Source organism: Streptomyces sp. CNH287, from assembly GCF_000424825.1.
In genome coordinates, this window is sequence record NZ_KE384251.1 from 678,703 (window position 1) to 697,897 (window position 19,195).

The window sequence follows — 19,195 nt, forward strand, 5'->3', positions numbered from 1 at the left end:
GGCGGTGCACCCGCCCCGCCCGGTGGCTACGCGACGCCACCCGCCTTGAGCGCGGCGGCGACCCGTACGACGCGCTCCGCCTGTACGCGCGCGGCCTTGAGCGTCGTGTCGTTGACCGGGTTCTCGCCCTGGGCGTCGACATGCGAGGTGCCGTACGGGTTCCCGTCCGTGAACTTCGAGGCGTCCGTGTAGCCGGGAGCGACGAGGATGCCGCCGAAGTGGTGGACGGTGTGGTAGAGCGCGAGGAGGGTCGACTCCTGGCCGCCGTGCAGGGTGGCCGAGGAGGTGAAGCCGCTGTAGACCTTGTCGGCGAGCCGGCCCTGCTGCCACAGCCCGCCGAGCTGATCGAGGAACTGCTTGAGCTGCGAGGTCACGTTCCCGAAGCGGGTCGGGGTGCCGAAGACCACTGCTTCGGCCCACTCCATGTCCTCCGGGACGGCCTCGGGGATGCCCGCGGTCGCGCGGGCGTTCTCGGCCCAGGCCGGGTTGGAGTCGATGGCCGCCTGCGGCGCCAGTTCGGTGACCCGGCGCAGCCGGACCTCGGCCCCGGCGCGTTCGGCGGTTTCGGCGATCTCGCGGGCGACGGCGGCGTTGGTGCCGGTCGCGGAGTAGTAGATGACCGCGAGGCGGACGGGGGTGGTGGGGGTGGCGGTGCTCATGGGGGGTGGCTCCTCGTTCCCTTCGGCGTCGGCCGGACGAATCGAGGCTAAGGGCTGTGCCGTAGTTCCTGGTGGATGAGGGAGCGGCGGCAGGCGGCCTCGTGTCCCCGGCGGAGGAGGGAGCCGGCCTGGTGGGCTGGTGGCGCCCGCCGGGAGTTACGGGACAGCCTTGGGAGGGGCGGACGGAAACCGGGTCCGGACACGCGCGAGCCCGTCACTCCCCGTGAAGTGACGGGCTCGCGCCTCGGGCCTGCCGGCGAGGGGCGACAGGCCCCCCGCGCGTACGGCTCCGGGTCGGTGATCAGCGCACGATCAGCACGTCAGTGCAACAGTGCATCAGCGCGTCAGTGCATGGCCACCAGGACCGGCTCGTCCTGCTTGGCCTGGCCCTCGGGACCCTCGGCGGCGTCTGTGCTGCCCGTCCGGCCGTCCCCGTTGATCAGGAAGCCCGCGATCAGCGAGGAGACCACCAGGATGCCCACGGCCCACCAGATGGCCGTGGTGTAGCCCTCGACCATGCCCTGGAGCTCGACCAGGTGCCGGGCGCCCTCCGAGCGGGCGCCGGCGGCGTGGTCGGCGACGTACGCCGTGGTGGCGCTGGCGGCGATGGTGTTCAGCAGCGCGGTGCCGATGGCGCCGCCGACCTGCTGCGAGGTGTTGACCATGGCGGAGGCGACACCCGAGTCCTGCGGCTTGACGCCCAGCGTCGCGAGCGACATGGCGGGCATGAAGGCCGTGCCCATGCCGAGCCCGAGCAGCAGCTGGGCGGGCAGGATCAGCGTGGTGAAGGAGCTGTCCATCTCCAGCTGGGTCAGCATCAGCATGCCGAGCGCGCCGACCAGGAAGCCGGGGCCCATCAGCAGCCGCGCCGGGACGCGGGTCATGAGGCGGGCGCCGATCTGGGTCGAGCCCACGATCATGCCGGTGATCATCGGCAGGAAGGCGAAGCCGGTCTTCACCGGCGAGTACCCCTGGACGATCTGGAGGTAGTACGTCAGGAACAGGAACAGCCCGAACATCGCGATGATCGCCAGGCCGAGCGAGAGGTAGATGCCGCCGCGGTTGCGGTCGGTGATCACGCGCAGCGGCAGCAGCGGCGCCTTCACCCGGGACTCGACGTACGCGAAGGCGGCCAGCAGCACGACGGAGGTGATGAACATGCCGATGGTGCCGCCGTCGGACCAGCCCTCGGACTCGGCGCGGGTGAAGCCGTAGACCAGCGAGACCAGTCCGAGGGTGGAGAGGATCACACCGGGGATGTCGAGCGAGGAGCGGTTGCGGGCCGAGGAGGGCTCGTGGATGACCGCCAGCGCGCCGAGCGCGGCGACGACGGCGAACGGGATGTTGACGAAGAAGGTCCAGCGCCAGTTCAGGTACTCGGTGAGCACGCCGCCCAGGATCAGGCCCACGGCACCGCCACCACCGGCGATGGCGCCGTAGATGCCGAACGCCTTGGCCCGCTCCTTGGGCTCGGTGAACATCACGGCGAGCAGCGAGAGCGCGGCCGGGGCGAGCAGGGCGCCGAAGACGCCCTGGAGGGCGCGCGAGCCGAACATCATCCACGGCTCGACGGCCGCGCCGCCGAGCGCGGAGGCGGCGGCGAAGCCGATGAGGCCGGTGACGAAGGTCTTCTTACGGCCCCACAGGTCGGCGATACGGCCGCCGAAGAGGAGCAGCCCGCCGAAGGCGAGGGCGTACGCCGTGATGACCCACTGGCGGTTGCCGTCGGAGATGCCGAGGTCCGTCTGGGCGGAGGGGAGGGCGATGTTCACGATGGTCGCGTCGAGGACGACCATCAGCTGGGCTATCGCGATGAAGGTGAGCGCTTTCCAGCGCCTCGGGTCGAGCGAGCCGGCAGATTCGGACATGGGTGTAGCTACCTCACGGTGCGAATGTCGAAATAACGGAGAAAAGGACGGGGGGTGACTGGGGCCTGACCGGCTTCCCGGCACCACTGACCGGCCGCACCGGTGGAACTCATCGGTCGGACTGTCTGCGAGCGCTTCAGGCCGGCTGTCTCATCAGGCTGGCTGTCTCAGGCTGGTTGACTCGGGTCGGTTCAGGCTGGTTCAGGCTGGTGGTCACGAACGGGCTGTTCCGGGCGGGAAGGCGGGACGCCTCGGGCGGCCGGGGCCGCTTGCCCAGGGGTGAGCCGGGCGTCACGCGCGGTGGGCGGGCACGGTGCTCCTCAGGTCGTCGAAGGTGGCCGCGCTCCCGGTGAGACTCGATCTGCCCGGCGCGCGCAGCCCGTCGAGGAAGATCTTGAGGTGACGGTGCACGAAGCGCTGAATCTCGGTGCAGCCGGTGCCCGGCAGGGGGCGTGCCAGCTGGGTGATCGCGACGATGAGATCACCGAAACCGACGTCTGCTCGCAGCTGACCGGCCCGCTGTGCACACTCCATCAGACGGGTGGCGGCGTCTTCCAGTCGATTTCGTGCTGCGAGGATCTGTGGATCGTTCCGGTCCATGTGGTGGGTCAGGACGGGGCAGAGCGCGCCGACCCGCTGGTCCGCCGCCTCGAAGACGAAACGGGACAGCGCCTCGAACGCGTCCGGCACCTCCGCGTACGCGGCCTCGGCCCGCCCCGAGATCTGGTCCATCAGGGCCAGGACGACCTGCTGGATGAGTGAGTCGCGGTCCGGGAAGTGCCGGTAGAGCGTGGCGTTTCCGACCCCCGCGTCCCGCGCGATCTCGTCGAGCGGGACGTCGGGGCCGAACTGCACGAACGCCTCGCGCGCGGCTTCCATGATCCGCTCGCGGTTGCGCACGGCGTCCGCGCGCAGCCGCGGCTGCCCTGCGGTACGGGGGCCGGCCGGTGCGGTCATGGGCTGCCACGCTCCTCTCCGAAGACTCGTTTCCTGCGGCGTGCGTTCCGGGGAATGGCTCCCCGTTTCTGTCGAACGCCTGTGTAAACGAGGACGCAGTCCCCGGATATTTCGTTGATACCTGTGACTCACGTCACGATTGCATCGCCCGCGGGCGGGAGGGGCGGCGCTGCCCGGGTGCGGGCGGCCGGCCCTGTGAGGCGTGCCACAGCATCGTGGGCAGCTCTACAGCACCTTCTCGAACCGCTGCACGTCGTGGTAGCGCCCGAACTTGCGGCCCGCCTGCCCGTACGTGCCGCACAGCTCGAAGCCGAAGCGGCGGTGGAGGCGGACGGACGCCTCGTTGGGGACGGTGATGCCGGCGTAGGCGCGATGCAGGTCCTCGCCCTCCAGGGCCTCGAAAAGGCGCTCGTAGAGGAGCGTGCCGATGCCGCGGCCGCCCTCGTGCGGGGCGACGTAGACCGTGCATTCCACGGAGGTGTCGTACGCGGCCTTCGGCCGGAAGCGCCCGCTGTGCGCGTAGCCGACGACGCGGCGGCGGCCGTCGGCCGAGCCGTCCGGCGGGGCCGCCGAGGCAACCATGAGGCGGTGCGGTCCGTCTTCACGGTAGGAGAGCAGCCATGGGCGGCGCTCTTCGGGGGTGAAGGGTTCGAGGTCGAAGGTGACCGGTGACTCGCGTACGTAGTGGTTGTAGATGCTGGTCAGTGCCTTGAGGTCGCTCTCGTCGGCCGCTCTGACCTGTATCTCCGCACTGTCTGTCATTGATCTCCCCCGGTGGGTGGCGGCGCAGGATACTGCATGATCTCAAAAATGATGCGCCTTGTGGGAATTCTGTCCGGTTTCCCCTCGTTGTTTCCATCGGATGCGGGCACTCGACCAGAGGACTGAGAGTCCGCTCCAGCCACCGACCAGTTCGTAGACCACGCAAGGGAGCACGCATGGCAACCCGTGCCGTCGCCCGTCGTCAGGCTGCCACTACCGGTGCCGCTGACTCGGCCAGGAGCGCTCGCCCCACGAGCGGCGGAGAAGTAGCGGACCGCGATCTGGTCGGCATGTACCTCGACGAGATCGCCCGCACACCGCTGCTCGACGCGGCGAAGGAGGTCGAGCTGTCGCTCGACATCGAGGCGGGCGTCTACGCCCGCCGGATACTCGACGGAGCGGAGGAGAGCCCGGCCGCCGACTCGCCGAGCGCTTCCGCCGACCGCGCCGAGTTGGAGGCGGTCGTCGCCCGCGGCGAGCAGGCGAAGGACGTCTTCATCCGGTCGAACCTGCGGCTGGTCGTCGCCGTGGCCCGCCGGTATCCGCGCAGCGGCCTCCCGCTGCTGGACTTGATCCAGGAGGGGAACGCCGGCCTCGTCCGCGCGGTCGAGAAGTTCGACTACCAGAAGGGCTTCAAGTTCTCCACGTACGCGACGTGGTGGATTCGGCAGGCCATCACCCGCTCCATCGCCGACCAGTCCCGTACGATCCGGCTGCCCGTCCACCTGGTGGAGGAGCTGGGCCGTATCCGGCGCGTGCAGCGGGAGTTCAACCGCGAGCACGGGCGGGACCCGGAGCACACGGAGATCGCCGCGGAGCTGGGCTCCACCCCGGAGCGCGTGGGCGACGTCCTGGACTGGGCCCGCGACCCGGTCAGCCTCAACATGTCGGTGGACGACGAGGGGGAGACCCAGTTCGGCGACTTGCTGGAGGACACCTCGGCCGCCTCGCCGGAGCAGTCGGTGATGACGCTGCTGCGCCGCGAGGAGCTGGACGGCATGATCGGGCGGCTCGACCCGCGTACGGCCTCGATCATCAAGGCGCGCTACGGCATGGAGGACGGCCGGGAGCGCACGCTCACCGAGGTCGGCAAGCAGCACGGGCTGACGCGGGAGCGCATCCGGCAGATCGAGAAGCACGCGCTGCTGGAGCTGAAGAAGCTCGCCCGCGACACCGGGTTCGACGCGGCGGCCTGACGGCCCGGGCGCCCCGGCCGCCCAGCCGGTCGAGTCGGCCCAGTCGGCTCAGTGGGCGTGAGCCAGCCCGGTCGCCCCTGCCGGCCGCGGCCGTTCAGCGCCAGCCGTAGAGGTCGCGGTAGGCGGGGAAGACCCCGCCCGGGCCGTCCACCCCCTCCGCCGTCAGCACGCCGCGCACCACGGCGCGGGTGAGCAGGTCCGCGCCCGCGGCCAGCAGTTCGTTGAACGCCGGGCCGTCCACCGGCTGCTCGCCCGTGGCCAGGGTGAAGACGGTGTCCCCGTCGTTCAGCAGGTGCACAGGGCGCACGGCGCGCGCCAGCCCGTCATGCGCGGTGCCCGCGAGCTTCTGCGCCTGCGCCCGGCTCAGCACGGCGTCCGTCCCCACAACCGCCAGTGTGGTGTTCAGCGGCGGCAGGACGGAGCCCGCCGACCGTCGCGCGGACTCCTCGCGGGCCGCCGCCAGGCGCCGCCGGGCCTCGGTGTGGCGGGCGGCGGAGGGCGTGTAGGTGCCGCCGGACTCCCACAACTCGCCGTAGAGCACCCCCGTTTCCGGGTCCAGCACGGACCCCGTCGCGTTCACCACGGCCAGCGCGCCCACCGTCACACCCGAGGGGAGGGTGGTGGCGGCGGAGCCCACACCCCCCTTGAGCCCGTCGGTCACCGCGCCCGTACCGGCGCCGACGTTGCCCTGTGGCACGGCGGCCACCGCGCCATCGGCGGCCCGCTCGGCGGCCTCCCGGCCCAGCGCGGGGCCGGGGCGGGCGCGCCAGTCGCCGCCGCGGCCGAGGTCGAAGAGCCCGGCCGCCGGGACCACCGGCACCACCTGCGCCGGGTCGGGACCGACCGCGAAGCCACGGCCGCGCTCCTCCAGCCACTCCATCACCCCGGAGGCCGCGTCCAGTCCGAACGCGCTGCCGCCGGTGAGCACCACCGCCTCGACGCGCTGCACCAGGTTGCGCGGGTCGAGCGCGTCGGTCTCGCGGGTGCCGGGCCCGCCGCCGCGTACGTCGACCGCCGTCACCGCGCCGCCCTCGGGCGCGAGCACCACCGTCGTACCGGTCAGCCAGCCGTCCTCGGTCCGCTGGGCGTGGCCCACCAGCAGGCCCGCTACATCCGTGAGGGAGTCCATGACGGCCATGGTGCCCGTACCCTGGAGGCATGAGCACCAGCCCGGAGCCGTCCGAACAGCTGATCTTCGACGACCCGCTGAGCCAGCAGTCCGCCCAGAGCGCGCAGCTGTGGGGGCAGTCCGGCGACGGCGGCTGGGGCGAGCGGCCGGCCGAGAGCGGTGACGGCTCGGCGGCCGACCTGGCCCGCTTCCTGGACGAGAAGCCCCCGCACCACCTCTGACTCGGCCCGGGCGCGGGCGAGCCCGCGCGCTACGCCCGGGAGGACGCGCCCCCGCTGCTGCCGTCCGGGCGGCCCCCGCTCTTCTCCGCGCCCGCCTCCGCGTCCGCACCGGCGCTGCGCGGTGCGGCCAGCAGCGCGGCGCCCGAGGGGCCGGCTCCGGTGTCCTCGGCCGAGCCGGTGCGCTGGGCGACCAGCGCGTCCCGGATCTCGGTGAGCAGTTCCACCTCCGTGAGGCCGGTCTCCGTCTCGACCACCGGGTGCCGGTCGGCCTGCCGCCGCTTGTACTGGTTCATCGGCAGGATCATCAGGAAGTAGACGACCGCAGCGGTGATCAGGAAGGTCAGCGAGGCGCTCAGGACCGTGCCCCAGCTGATCGGGACGCCGCTGAGCACCTCGCCCGTCGCCGGGTCCGTCTTGCACGGGCCGCGCAGACACGAGCGGTACTCGTCGAGGTTCTTGGTGCCGATCGCGCCCACGAGGGGGTTGACGAAGCCCTTGACAACCGCGTCCACGATCTTGCTGAACGCCGTGCCGACCACGACGGCGACGGCCAGCTCGACCACGTTGCCGCGCAGCAGGAAGTCCTTGAAGCCCCCCAGGACGCCGGTGCTGCCGCTGTTCTCGCCGCTCAAGGGGCTGCCTTTCCTCGGATGATCTGATTCCGCAGGATGCGGAACGTCGCATACCGTGCCTGAGCCGCCCCGGGGCTGTCCAGTCGGGCCGACCCGTACGCATGGCCGTACGGACGCCCGTACGCTTCGGTGCCGCGGCGAACCGCCCTGCGGCGCAAGGAGGTTGGGGCGCGGGACCGCCGAGGAGGCGCAGCAGCGCGAGCAGCGCGCGCACGGCCGCCCTCAGCACAGCGTCACCGCCAGCCGGGAGTCCGCCGAGGCGCCCGCGAGCCGGGTGGCCGTGCCACGCGGCACGGTCAGGACGACGAGGGCGCCGCCGTCCTCCGCCCAGGCGCCGGGCAGGGGCGCGTCGGCGCGGGAGACCGCGCCCGGCGCCTCGTCAGCCCCCGCACCGGGGATCTCCGCGACGCGGGCCCGGCGGGCCAGCACACGGGCAGCCCCGGGCTCCGCCGCCGTCGCGATGACGTCGATGCGATCGCCGGGGCGCAGCAGCTTGACCGTCGCCGCGTCGGCGATGCGGACGGGCGCGGCCACGGTGGCTGGTGCCGGGGCCGGCTCCGGCCCCCCGCCCCTGCCCGGCTGCGCCGCCGGGGAGTCCGGCGCCGCCGCGTCCGCCGCGGCCCGGGACGGAGCGTCGCGCCCGTACGGAGCCGCGGCCATCGCCGCCGCCGCCACGGCGAGCCCGACGGCGGCCGTACGGCGCCGGCCGCGCACCGCACGGCGCAGCCGGTGCCGCCCCGCCGCGCTCCCGGCCCGGATGGGGCGGAACTCCGGCACACCGCAGCGGGGCGGGGCGGAGCCCGCCGCGAAGCCGGGGCGCGGGCGGGAGGAGGGGGTGTCAGGGGAGAGGGTGTGAGGGGAGAGGGAGCCGGGGGAGGGGGAACCGCCGGAATGGTGCGACATGAAGGCCACCGCCTGCCGTGAGAGTCAGCCTGCCGACCCCCACGGTGCACGGATTCGGCGAAGCCCGCTCGCGCCTGTGGATGACCCGGTGGTTGTGGACAACTCCGGCACTCCCCGGGGTGACGCACGGTCGCCTCACCGGACGCACCAGCCGCACCGCACCCCGCCCGCCCCCGTTCAGGGCAGCGGTCCGGGGCAGCGGCTCAGGGCAGCTCGATGCCCAGGTCCATCCCGTCCAGCGCCTTCGCGCATCCGCAGGTCCGCTCCTCGGGCAGCCGCGCCACCGTGTCGAAGAGCACCTCGCGCAGCCGCCCCACGTTCTCTCCGAAGACCTTCAGCACTTCCTCGTGCGAGACCCCTTCGCCCGTCTCGGCCCCGGCGTCCAGGTCCGTGACGAGCGCCATGGTCGTGTAGCAGAGCGCCAGCTCCCGGGCGAGGACCGCTTCCGGGTGCCCGGTCATGCCGACCACCGACCAGCCCTGGTCCGCGTGCCACCGCGATTCGGCGCGGGTCGAGAAGCGGGGCCCCTCGACCACGCACAGCGTGCCGCCGTCCACGGCTGCCCAGTCCCGCCCGCGCGCCGCCGCGAGCGCCGCCTCCCGCCCCGGCCCGCAGTACGGGTCGGCGAAGGTGAGGTGCACCACCAGGGGCTGCGAGCCGTCCGGCAGCGGTTCGCCGTCGAAGTAGGTCTGCGTGCGTGATTTGGTGCGGTCCACCAGCTGGTCGGGGACGAGCAGCGTGCCGGGGCCGTACTCCGGCCGCAGGCCGCCCACGGCGCAGGGCGCGAGCACCTGGCGTACGCCGGTGGCGCGCAGTGCCCACAGGTTGGCGCGGTAGTTGATCCGGTGTGGCGGCAGGTGGTGCTTGCGGCCGTGCCGGGGCAGGAAGGCGACCCGGCGCCCGGCCAGCTCGCCGACGAAGAGCGAGTCGCTCGGCTGACCGTAGGGAGTCTCGACAGTGATCTCCGTCACGTCGTCGAGAAATGAGTAGAAGCCGGAGCCGCCGATGACGCCGATCTCTGCTTGTTCGCTCATGTGCTCACCCTACGGGCAGCGTTCGAACGCGCGCTGTCAGGCGGCGGAGGCGCTCTTCTTGCTGGCGCTGCCCTTGTCCGACGCCCCGGAGGAACTGGAGGAGCCCGCGGACGAGCCCGACCCCGAGGAACCCGACGACGAGGAGGACGACGACGAGTCGGACGACGAGCCCGACCCGGAGGAGCCCGAGCCCCCCGAGGAGTCCGACGAGGACGAGGACGACGAAGTCGCCGTCGAGGCGCCCGTGCTGCTCGTCGACGTGCCCCGGCTGTCGTTCCGGTAGAACCCGGAGCCCTTGAACACGATGCCGACCGCCGAGAAGACCTTCTTCAGGCGCCCCTCGCAGTTCGGGCACACGGTGAGCGAGTCATCGGTGAACTTCTGCACCACCTCAAGGCCATCGCCGCACTGGGTGCACTGGTACTGGTAGGTCGGCACTTCTTCCTCCTGGCACTCTTACCTGTGGAGTGCTAACGACGCTCCATCGTGCAGTATTTCCGCTGCATAGTCCACCGGACGCGGATCACAGTCCGGTCAGGAGCGCGACGAGGTGCTCCCGGTACCGCCCAGCCAGCCCGCCAGCTTGCCGCCGCGACCGACCGCAAGCAGCCGCCGCTCCGTGCTCTCCTGGACCGCATCCGTCGCCACGACCAGCAGTTCGTCGCCCTTCCGCAGCATGGTCGTCGGCTGCGGTACGAAGCTGTCGCCGCCCCGTACGACCAGCGTCACCGCGGCGCCGGGCGGCAGCCGCAGCTCGCCGACCTCCACACCGTGCATCCGCGACCGCTCCGGGATCGCCACCGACATCAGGTGCCCGCGCAGCCGCTCCAGCGGTGCCGACTCGATGTCCACGTCCTGCGGCCCCGAGGTGTCGGAGAGCCGCAGCCGCCGGGCGAGCCAGGGCAGCGTGGGGCCCTGGAGCAGCGTGAAGACCACGACCAGCACGAAGACGATGTTGAAGATCCGCTCGCTGTCCTCGACCTGGGCCACCATCGGAATGGTCGCGAGCACGATCGGCACCGCGCCGCGCAGCCCCGCCCAGGAAAGCAGCACCTGGTCCTGCCAGGGGGACCGGAAGGGCAGCAGGCTGAGCACCACCGACAGCGGGCGGGCCACCAGGGTCAGCGCGAGTCCGATCACCAGTGCGGGCCAGATGTCGTCCACCAGGTCGTGCGGGGTGACCAGCAGCCCGAGCAGCACGAAGAGCCCTATCTGCGCGAGCCAGGCCAGGCCGTCGGCGAAGCCGCGTACGGCGGGGCGGTGCGGGAGTTTGGCGTTGCCCAGGATCAGGGCGCAGACGTAGACCGCGAGGAAACCGCTGCCGTGCGCGGTCGCGCCGCCGGCGTACGCCAGGACGCACAGCGCCATCACCGCGATCGGGTAGAGGCCGGAGGCGGGCAGTGCCACCCGGCGCAGGCCGTACGCCCCAAGCCGCCCGACCAGCAGGCCGGCCGCCAGCCCGATCGCCAGTTCCAGCACGATCGTGCCGAGCAGTACGTACCAGCTGTGCGGCTCCTTCTCGAAGGCGGAGAAGGCGACGACCAGGATGACCACCGGGGCGTCGTTGAAGCCGGACTCGGCCTCCAGGGTGCCCGTGAGGCGCTGCGGGAGCGGCACTCTGCGCAGTACGGAGAAGACCGCCGCCGCGTCGGTGGAGGACACCACGGCGCCGACGATGAGCGCGGTCAGCCATTCCAGGCCGATCAGGTAGTGGGCGGCGCACGCGACGACGCCCACGCTCACCCCGACGCCGACCGTCGCCAGCGCGGCGGCCGGCAGCACGGCCGGGCGGATGTCCCGCCACTTGGTGCCCAGGCCGCCCTCGGCGAGGATCACGACCAGCGCGGCGTAGCCGACGGCCCGGGTCAGCTCCGCGTCCTCGAAGCGGAGGCCGAAGCCGTCCTGCCCTATGACGACGCCGATGCCGAGGTAGATGAGCAGGCTGGGCAGACCCGTACGGGACGACAGCCGGACGGCCACCATCGCGACGAGCAGGACCACCGCGCCGATCAGCATGAGCTGGTTGAGATGTTCGATAGTCAGCGGCCGTTCCTCCCGCTAGTCGTTCGCATGGCTAACAATTTACCATCGCTTGAATATCCCACCGGCGCCCGCCGCCGCCGACTACGGACTCGGCCGCTGTGCTGACTCCCTGTCGGGCGACTCACCGGTTCGGCCTATGGTTGCTCCAGCACTGCCCAGGACCACCGTGCCCCTCGAAGGACAGCGATGCCCGCCAAGAAGACCTCGCGACGCGCCCGCCTGATCGTGATCGCAGTCGTGTTGCTGCTCGTGGCGGGTCTCGGCTACGGCACGTTCTGGAGTGTCAGCACCGTCCGCGAGTCCTTTCCGCAGACGACCGGATCTCTGAAGATCAAGGCCCTCGACAGTCCGGTCACCGTCAAACGCGACGGCCAGGGCGTCCCGCAGATCTACGCGGACAACCCGCACGACCTGTTCCTGGCCCAGGGGTTCGTGCAGGCGCAGGACCGCTTCTGGGAGATGGACGTACGCCGCCACACGACGTCCGGACGGCTCTCGGAGATGTTCGGCGAGAGCCAGGTCAAGACCGACGCCTTCCTGCGCACGCTGGGCTGGCGCGAGGTCGCGGAGAAGGAGTACGAGCGGCTCGCGCCGAAGACGAAGAAGTACCTCCAGGCGTACGCGGACGGCGTGAACGCCTACCTGAAGGACCACAAGGGCGCCGCCGCCTCCGTCGAGTACGCCGCCCTCGACTTCGAGAACGACTACAGCCCCGAGAAGTGGGACCCGGTCGACTCCGTCGCCTGGCTCAAGGCGATGGCCTGGGACCTGCGCGGCAACATGCAGGACGAGACCGACCGCGCCCTGATGGGCACGCGCCTCGACGAGTCGAAGATCGAGGACCTCTACCCCGCGTACCCGGTCAAGCGGAACAAGCCGATCGTCGAGGGCGGTTCGGTCAACCGGATCACCAAGGACTACGAGCCCGAGGGTTCCGGCCCCACGCCCGGTACGAGCCCCGGCGAGGTCCCCGGCATGGAGGACGCCGTCCAGGGCGCCCAGACCCAGCTGGGCGGCGTCGCCCAGGCGCTGGACGACCTGCCCGACCTGCTCGGCCCCAACGGCAGCGGCATCGGCTCCAACTCGTGGGTCGTCTCCGGCGACTACACCACCACCGGCAAACCGCTGCTCGCCAACGACCCGCACCTCGCGCCGCAGCTGCCCTCCGTCTGGTACCAGATGGGCCTGCACTGCCGCTCCGTCAGCCAGGCGTGTCCGTTCGACGTCTCCGGCTTCACCTTCGCGGGCATGCCCGGCGTCGTCATCGGCCACAACCAGGACATCTCCTGGGGCATGACCAACCTCGGCGCCGACGTCACCGACCTCTACCTGCACGAGATCGACGACGAGGGCTACCTCTACGACGGCAAGCGGCGCCCGTTCACCACCCGCAAGGAGATCATCAAGGTCGCCGGCGGCGAGAACCGCCAGATCACGGTGCGCGGCACCAACAGCGGCCCGATCATCTCCGACCGCAGGGACGAGTTCGCCGACGTCGGGGAGGAGGCCCCCGTCGACGCCTCGGCGCCCGACAGAGGCGACAGATACGCCGTCTCGCTGCGCTGGACGGCGCTGACCCCCTCCAAGACCATGGACGCCGTCTTCAACCTCAACAAGGCGACCGACTTCGAGCAGTTCCGGGCCGCCGCGGCCGACTTCGCCGTCCCCTCGCAGAACCTCATCTACGCCGACACCGCCGGCAACATCGGCTACCAGGCACCGGGCCGCATCCCCGTACGCGGCAAGGGCGACGGCCGCTACCCCGCGCCCGGCTGGGACCCGGACTACCGCTGGAAGAGCTACATCCCGCAGGCCTCGCTGCCCTGGGACTACAACCCGGAGCGGGGCTACATCGTCACCGCCAACCAGGCCGTCGTGGACCAGGAGAAGTACCCCTACCTGCTGACCGAGGACTGGGGCTACGGCGCGCGCAGCCAGCGCATCAACGACCTCATCAAGAAGAAGACGGAGGACGGCGGCAAGATCTCCATGCAGGACATGCGGGACATGCAGATGGACAACAGCAGTGAGATCGCCAAGCTGCTGGTGCCGCTGCTGCTGGAGATCGAGATCGGCGACGACTACGTGCGCGAGGCGCAGGAGCTGCTGCGCGGCTGGGACTACACCCAGGACTCCGACTCGGCCGCCGCCGCCTACTTCAACGCCGTCTGGCGCAACATGCTGCAACTCGCCTTCGGTGACAAGCTTCCGAAGGAGCTGCGGGTCGAGGGCGAGTGCCTGTGGGTGCGCCCCGCCGACAAGTCGGCGCCCGTGGAGGACCTGGACGGCAACACCAAGCGGGTACGCGAGTGCGGCAAGCGCGACGCGGACTCCGCACAGCCGGACGGCGGCGACCGCTGGTCCGAGGTCGTACGGAACCTCGTGGACGAGCCCGAGAACGAGTGGTGGAAGACCTCCGGGACCAAGCGTAACCCCGGCGCCGGAAACCGCGACGAACTGCTCAAGGAAGCGATGAAGGACGCCCGCTGGGAGCTGACCGCCAAGCTGGGCAAGGACATCGACACCTGGAGCTGGGGCCGCCTGCACCGGATGATGCTCAAGAACCAGACGCTCGGCAAGGAGGGCCCCGGCTTCGTGCAGTGGCTCCTCAACCGCGGGCCCTGGGACCTGGGCGGCGGCGAGGCCGCGGTCAACGCGAGCGGCTGGAACGCGGCGGGCGGCTACGGGGTCACCTGGGTGCCGTCGATGCGGATGGTGGTCAACCTGGATGATCTCGACAAGTCGACGTGGATCAACCTCACGGGGGCGTCCGGGCACGCGTACCACCCGAACTACGTCGACCAGACGGACAAGTGGGCGGCGGGCGAGCAGTACGACTGGGCGTTCAGCGAGAAGGCCGTGGAGAAGGCGACGGACGACAAGATGGCCCTGACGCCCTGACAGCCGGGTTCGAGGCAGGGGCGGCGGCAGGGGCCGCCCCGGCCGTCAGGGCGCCCCGGGCCGCCGCCGCCCTCCCACCGCCGGGAAGCGGTGCACGCCCGTCGGCGTGATCGCCGCCGTGACCGGCAGGTCGTGCGGCTCCGCGGGCACCTCGGGGAGCAGCTCGCCCTCGTGCAGCAGTACGACCCGCGCGGGCCGCGCCCCTGCCGCCGCCAGCCGCGCCAGCGCCCGGTCGTACGAGCCGCCGCCGCGCCCCAGCCTCGTGCCGTGGCCGTCCACGGCCAGGCCGGGCAGCAGCACCGCGTCCGCGCCGGCCACCGCGTCCGGGCCGAGCGGCGGGCCCGCCGGCTCGCGCAGTCCCCGCCCCGCGCTCCGCAGGGTGTGCGCGCCCTCGTACGCGCCCCAGTCGAGGTCGTTGTCCGGCAGCAGCACCGGCAGCAGCACCCGTACGCCCGCCGCCCGCAGCGCGTCCAGCAGGGGACCCGTCCCCGGTTCGCGGCCGATCGAGACGTACGCCGCGACCGTCCGGGCCCGCGCCAGCTCGGGCAGTTCGAGGGCGTGCCGGGCCAGGGCGCCGGATGTCGCCCGCAGGTCATCCTCCGTCAACCGGGACCTGGCCAGGAGGATGCCCCGGCGCAACTCTCGTTTCCTAGCGTGAACATCACTCACCGTCGCAGAACCTCATCTTCCTCGCATACACACCCGTTATGGTGCTGAGCATGACTACTTCACGTAACAGGATCACCAAGGCTGTCATCCCAGCCGCGGGCCTGGGCACCCGCTTTCTTCCCGCCACCAAGGCGACGCCCAAGGAAATGCTTCCCGTCGTCGACAAGCCCGCGATCCAGTACGTGGTCGAGGAGGCCGTCACCGCGGGCCTCTCCGACGTGCTCATGGTCACCGGCCGCAACAAGCGCCCCCTCGAGGACCATTTCGACCGCAACTACGAGCTGGAAGAGGTGCTCCGCACCAAGGGCGACGCCGCCAAGCTGACCCGCGTCCAGGAGTCCAGCGACCTGGCCACCATGCACTACGTACGGCAGGGCGACCCGCGCGGCCTGGGGCACGCCGTCCTGTGCGCCGCGCCGCACGTCGGCGACCAGCCCTTCGCCGTCCTGCTGGGCGACGACCTCATCGACCCGCGCGACCCGCTGCTGTCCAAGATGACCGCCGTGCAGCAGGAGCACGGCGGCAGCGTGGTCGCGCTGCTGGAGGTCGAGCCGGAGAGCATCCACCTCTACGGCTGCGCCGCCGCCACGCCGACCGGCCAGGAGGACGTCGTCAAGATCGACGGCCTGGTGGAGAAGCCCACCGCGGCGGAGGCGCCCAGCAACCTCGCCATCATCGGCCGCTACGTCCTGGACCCCGCCGTCTTCGAGGTGCTGCGCAAGACCCAACCCGACCGGGGCGGCGAGATCCAGCTCACCGACGCCCTCCAGGCCCTGGCGTCCGACCCCTCCCTCGGCGGCCCGGTGCACGGCGTCGTCTTCCGCGGGCGGCGCTACGACACCGGAGACCGTGGCGACTACCTGCGCGCCATTGTCAGACTGGCATGCGAACGTGAGGACCTGGGCCCGGACTTCCGGGAGTGGCTGCGCGGATATGTGAGCAAGGAGATGTAGGGCATTGAGCGAGACCTGGTCCGTCGAGGAGCACCTGGAGGACATCCTCCGCAGTGTCCGCCCGCTGGAGCCCATCGAGCTGCAACTGCTGGACGCGCAGGGGTGCGTGCTTGTGGACGAGGTCACGGTGCCCGCCTCGCTGCCGCCCTTCGACAACAGCTCGATGGACGGCTACGCGGTGCGGATCGCCGATGTCGAGGGCTCCACCGAGGAGTTCCCCGCCGTGCTCACCGTCCTGGGCGACGTCGCGGCGGGGAGCACCGCCGCGCCCGCGGTCGGCCCCGGCCAGGCCGCCCGCATCATGACCGGCGCCCCGCTGCCGCCCGGAGCCGAGGCGGTCGTCCCGGTCGAGTGGACGGACGGCGGCGCGGGCGGCGGCCCGGCCCAGGCGATGGCGCCGCGCGCCGCCGACCCCGGCGGCGCCTCCGGCGAGGTCCGGGTCCACCGCCCGGTCGCGGCCGGCCAGTACGTGCGCGAGCGCGGCAGCGACGTACGGTCCGGGTCGGTCGCCCTCACCGCGGGCACGGTGCTGGGGCCGCCGCAGATCGGCCTGCTGGCCGCCCTGGGGTACGCGTCGGTGCGGGTGCGGCCCCACCCGCGCGTCGTCGTCATCTCCACCGGCAGCGAACTCGTCCAGCCCGGCGCGCCGTTGGCTCACGGCCAGATCCACGACTCCAACAGCTTCGTGCTGACCGCCGCCGCGCGCGCCGCCGGAGCCCTCGCCTACCGAGTCGGCGCGGTCTCCGACGACCCGGACACCCTGCGCGCGGCGGTCGAGGACCAGCTCATCCGCGCCGACATCATCGTCACCAGCGGCGGCGTGAGCGTGGGGGCGTACGACGTGGTGAAGGAGGCGCTCAGCAGCATCGACGGCGCGGACGGCAGCGTCGACTTCCGCCGTCTGGCGATGCAGCCGGGCAAGCCGCAGGGCTTCGGGCTGATCGGCTCCGAGCGCACCCCGCTGCTCGCCCTGCCGGGCAACCCGGTCAGCAGCTACGTCTCGTTCGAGCTGTTCGTCCGCCCCGCCATCCGGGCCCTGATGGGGCGCGACCCGGTACGGCGTCCAGCGCTGCCCGCCGTGCTCGCGGGGGAGGGCGTGCGCAGTTCGCCCGCCGGGAAGCGGCAGTTCCTGCGCGGCGCGTACGAGGCGCCGGGGCCGGGGGAGAAGCGCGGCGCGGTGCGCGCGGTCGGCGGGGCGGGTTCCCACCTGGTGGCCGCGCTGGCGCAGGCGGACGCGCTGATCGTGGTGCCGGAGGAGACCGAGGAGCTGACCCCGGGGGACGAGGTCGAGGTACTCCTGCTCGACTGACGCCTGCTCGGCTGGCGGCCGCTCCGGCGGCCTCTCGTGCACCAGGCCGGCAGTGGGCGCGCTCCCGCCCGCCGCGGCGGACCGGTACCGTATCTCCGCACGGCGACCGGACCGGGAGAGCGATGAGCAGCGCGGAGCAGCACCACCTCACCCACCTCGACGAGGAGGGCGCCGCCCGCATGGTCGACGTGGCGGCCAAGCCCGTCACGGCGCGCACCGCGCGCGCGAGCGGCCGGGTGCTCGTGGCGCCCCGCGTCGTCGAACTGCTGCGGGGCGGGGGCGTGCCCAAGGGGGACGCGCTGGCCACCGCCCGTATCGCGGGGATCATGGGCGCCAAGCGGACGCCGGACCTCATCCCGCTCTGCCACCCGCTCGCGCTCTCCGGGGTGACGCTGGACCTCGCCGTGGCGGACGACGCGGTGGAGATCACCGCGACGGTGCGCACGGCGGACCGCACGGGGGTGGAGATGGAGGCCCTCACCGCCGTCACGGTGGCCGCGCTCACCATGATCGACATGGTCAAGGCGGTCGACAAGGCGGCGGTGATCACGGACGTGCGCGTCGAGGAGAAGACCGGCGGCAGGTCGGGCGACTGGGCGCGCGGGGCCGCGGGCGGCACCCGGTGAACGCCCGGCCGGACACCGAAGGCACCCAGGGCGCCCACGGCACCGAAGGTGCCCCCGGCCCGCCCGCGTCCGCGTACCGCGCGCTCGCCGTCACCGCCTCCAACCGCGCCGCCGCGGGCGTGTACGCGGACGCGGGCGGGCCGCTGCTCGTCGCGGGCCTCGCCCGGCTGGGCTTCGCCGCCGACGGCCCCCGGGTCGTGCCGGACGGCGAGCCGGTCGCCGAGGCGCTGCGGTCAGCCGTCGCCGAGGGCTACGACGTGGTCCTCACCACCGGCGGCACCGGCATCTCGCCCACGGACCGTACGCCCGAGATGACCCGGCGCGTCCTCGACTACGAGATCCCCGGCATCCCCGAGGCGATCCGGGCCGAGGGGCTGGCCAAAGTGCCCACCGCCGCGCTGTCCCGTGGCACGGCCGGGGTCGCCGGACGCACACTGGTGGTGAACCTGCCCGGTTCGTCCGGCGGGGTGCGCGACGGGCTCGCCGTACTGGAGCGGCTGCTCGTGCACGCCGTCGACCAGATCCGGGGCGGGGACCACCGAAGAGGGGACGACACCCACTGAACGCGCCCTGGCCGGTCGAGCTGGCGGACGGCGCCACCGCCCTCCGCCCCATAAGGCTGCGCGACCAGCGTGCCTGGCGCGAGGTCAACCAGCGCAACCGGGAGTGGCTGCGCCCCTGGGAGGCGACGATCCCGCCCGCGCTCCCCGGCCAGTACCCGCCGCGGCGACCGACGTACCGGCAGATGGTGCGGCATCTGCGCGCCGAGGCGCAGGCGGGGCGGATGCTGCCGTTCGTGGTCGAGTACGAGGGGCGGCTCGTCGGGCAGCTGACGGTCGCGGGGATCACCTGGGGCTCGATGTGCTCGGGCCATGTCGGCTACTGGATCGACCAGGCGGTTGCCGGGCGCGGGGTGATGCCGACCGCCGTCGCGCTCGCCTCGGACCACTGCTTCCGTGCGGTCGGGCTGCACCGTCTCGAGGTCTGCATCCGCCCGGAGAACGCGCCCAGCCGGCGGGTGGTGGAGAAACTCGGATTCCGCGAGGAGGGCGTCCGGCCGAGCTATCTGCACATCGACGGCGGCTGGCGGGACCATCTGGTCTACGCGCTGACCGCGGACGAGGTGCGGGAGGGGCTGCTGGCCCGCTGGCACCGGGCGAGCCCGCCCGCCCAGCAGAAATGAAATAGGTGTTCGATATGAGGCATTGAACTGCCGCCATCCACGCATCAATTGGGCACAAAAGGCGCCACGGGGGCGCCGTAATCACAAAAAAAGCTCGAGCTATCAGCAAGATCGTGCGACACGCCGCGCTATTCCGTCGGTGCTCCGCCG

At 72.1% G+C, this 19,195-nt stretch carries 19 protein-coding genes; 8 read left to right on the top strand and 11 right to left on the bottom strand.

Annotation, left to right across the window (positions count from 1 at the left end; genetic code table 11):
• Nucleotides 1–26: 26 nt before the first annotated feature.
• From wrbA to H299_RS0126880, 4 genes are all read right to left on the bottom strand, one after another.
• Entirely contained in the window at nucleotides 27–659 is a 633-nt protein-coding gene (gene wrbA, locus H299_RS0126865) for an NAD(P)H:quinone oxidoreductase (RefSeq protein WP_027750936.1), read from the bottom strand.
• 344 nt (nucleotides 660–1,003) lie between these two features.
• The gene (locus tag H299_RS0126870) at nucleotides 1,004–2,527 is read right to left on the bottom strand and encodes an MFS transporter (protein ID WP_027750937.1); all 1,524 of its coding nucleotides are present in this window, start codon (nucleotides 2,525–2,527) and stop codon (nucleotides 1,004–1,006) included.
• A gap of 291 nt (nucleotides 2,528–2,818) precedes the next feature.
• Nucleotides 2,819–3,484 carry a TetR/AcrR family transcriptional regulator gene (locus H299_RS0126875; protein ID WP_027750938.1) on the bottom strand — a complete coding sequence of 222 codons (666 nt, stop codon included), beginning with the start codon at nucleotides 3,482–3,484 and terminating at the stop codon, nucleotides 2,819–2,821.
• A 225-nt stretch (nucleotides 3,485–3,709) separates the two neighbouring features.
• On the bottom strand, nucleotides 3,710–4,246 hold the full coding sequence (locus H299_RS0126880) for a GNAT family N-acetyltransferase (RefSeq protein ID WP_037760628.1): 537 nt from the start codon (nucleotides 4,244–4,246) through the stop codon (nucleotides 3,710–3,712).
• 176 nt (nucleotides 4,247–4,422) lie between these two features.
• On the opposite strand from H299_RS0126880, the gene H299_RS0126885 reads away from it, so the two are divergent.
• Nucleotides 4,423–5,442, top strand: a complete 1,020-nt coding sequence (locus H299_RS0126885; RefSeq protein ID WP_027750940.1) for a sigma-70 family RNA polymerase sigma factor — start codon at nucleotides 4,423–4,425, stop codon at nucleotides 5,440–5,442.
• A gap of 94 nt (nucleotides 5,443–5,536) precedes the next feature.
• Here H299_RS0126885 and H299_RS0126890 read toward each other — a convergent pair whose 3' ends face one another.
• Nucleotides 5,537–6,580, bottom strand: coding sequence for a P1 family peptidase (locus H299_RS0126890; protein ID WP_027750941.1), 1,044 nt, complete (start codon nucleotides 6,578–6,580; stop codon nucleotides 5,537–5,539).
• A 20-nt stretch (nucleotides 6,581–6,600) separates the two neighbouring features.
• Here H299_RS0126890 and H299_RS0126895 point away from each other — a divergent pair, with 20 nt between their 5' ends.
• On the top strand, nucleotides 6,601–6,792 hold the full coding sequence (locus H299_RS0126895) for a hypothetical protein (protein ID WP_027750942.1): 192 nt from the start codon (nucleotides 6,601–6,603) through the stop codon (nucleotides 6,790–6,792).
• 29 nt (nucleotides 6,793–6,821) lie between these two features.
• Here H299_RS0126895 and H299_RS36505 read toward each other — a convergent pair whose 3' ends face one another.
• The 5 genes from H299_RS36505 to H299_RS0126920 all read right to left on the bottom strand — a co-directional run bounded on the left by H299_RS36505 (nucleotide 6,822) and on the right by H299_RS0126920 (nucleotide 11,377).
• The gene (locus H299_RS36505) at nucleotides 6,822–7,424 is read right to left on the bottom strand and encodes a large conductance mechanosensitive channel protein MscL (RefSeq protein ID WP_078513061.1); all 603 of its coding nucleotides are present in this window, start codon (nucleotides 7,422–7,424) and stop codon (nucleotides 6,822–6,824) included.
• A gap of 222 nt (nucleotides 7,425–7,646) precedes the next feature.
• The gene (locus tag H299_RS0126905; protein ID WP_027750943.1) at nucleotides 7,647–8,327 is read right to left on the bottom strand and encodes a hypothetical protein; all 681 of its coding nucleotides are present in this window, start codon (nucleotides 8,325–8,327) and stop codon (nucleotides 7,647–7,649) included.
• A gap of 203 nt (nucleotides 8,328–8,530) precedes the next feature.
• Entirely contained in the window at nucleotides 8,531–9,361 is an 831-nt protein-coding gene (locus tag H299_RS0126910) for an S-methyl-5'-thioadenosine phosphorylase (RefSeq protein ID WP_027750944.1), read from the bottom strand.
• A 36-nt stretch (nucleotides 9,362–9,397) separates the two neighbouring features.
• Nucleotides 9,398–9,799 carry an FmdB family zinc ribbon protein gene (locus tag H299_RS38695; protein WP_078513062.1) on the bottom strand — a complete coding sequence of 134 codons (402 nt, stop codon included), beginning with the start codon at nucleotides 9,797–9,799 and terminating at the stop codon, nucleotides 9,398–9,400.
• A gap of 96 nt (nucleotides 9,800–9,895) precedes the next feature.
• Nucleotides 9,896–11,377, bottom strand: a complete 1,482-nt coding sequence (locus H299_RS0126920) for a potassium/proton antiporter (protein ID WP_078513063.1) — start codon at nucleotides 11,375–11,377, stop codon at nucleotides 9,896–9,898.
• A gap of 213 nt (nucleotides 11,378–11,590) precedes the next feature.
• On the opposite strand from H299_RS0126920, the gene H299_RS0126925 reads away from it, so the two are divergent.
• Nucleotides 11,591–14,305 (top strand): penicillin acylase family protein, encoded by a 2,715-nt coding sequence (locus tag H299_RS0126925; protein WP_027750947.1) that lies wholly within the window; start codon nucleotides 11,591–11,593, stop codon nucleotides 14,303–14,305.
• 45 nt (nucleotides 14,306–14,350) lie between these two features.
• Here the strand turns inward: H299_RS0126925 and H299_RS0126930 are convergent, their stop codons facing one another.
• A complete protein-coding gene (locus tag H299_RS0126930) occupies nucleotides 14,351–14,974 on the bottom strand; it encodes a 5-formyltetrahydrofolate cyclo-ligase (protein WP_027750948.1) in 624 nt (207 codons plus the stop codon).
• A gap of 50 nt (nucleotides 14,975–15,024) precedes the next feature.
• Between H299_RS0126930 and galU the strand changes: the two genes are divergently transcribed.
• From galU to H299_RS0126955, 5 genes are all read left to right on the top strand, one after another.
• Nucleotides 15,025–15,927 carry a UTP--glucose-1-phosphate uridylyltransferase GalU gene (galU, locus tag H299_RS0126935; protein WP_027750949.1) on the top strand — a complete coding sequence of 301 codons (903 nt, stop codon included), beginning with the start codon at nucleotides 15,025–15,027 and terminating at the stop codon, nucleotides 15,925–15,927.
• Between the two features lie 4 nt (nucleotides 15,928–15,931).
• Complete coding sequence (gene glp, locus H299_RS0126940) at nucleotides 15,932–17,236, top strand: molybdotransferase-like divisome protein Glp (protein WP_027750950.1); 1,305 nt, start codon at nucleotides 15,932–15,934, stop codon at nucleotides 17,234–17,236.
• 122 nt (nucleotides 17,237–17,358) lie between these two features.
• Nucleotides 17,359–17,862 (top strand): cyclic pyranopterin monophosphate synthase MoaC, encoded by a 504-nt coding sequence (gene moaC / locus H299_RS0126945; RefSeq protein ID WP_027750951.1) that lies wholly within the window; start codon nucleotides 17,359–17,361, stop codon nucleotides 17,860–17,862.
• A 119-nt stretch (nucleotides 17,863–17,981) separates the two neighbouring features.
• A complete protein-coding gene (locus tag H299_RS36510) occupies nucleotides 17,982–18,425 on the top strand; it encodes a MogA/MoaB family molybdenum cofactor biosynthesis protein (protein WP_051262916.1) in 444 nt (147 codons plus the stop codon).
• Entirely contained in the window at nucleotides 18,422–19,045 is a 624-nt protein-coding gene (locus H299_RS0126955) for a GNAT family N-acetyltransferase (protein WP_078513065.1), read from the top strand. Before H299_RS36510 ends, H299_RS0126955 begins: the two co-directional genes overlap by 4 nt.
• The last annotated feature ends 150 nt before the right edge of the window (nucleotides 19,046–19,195 follow it).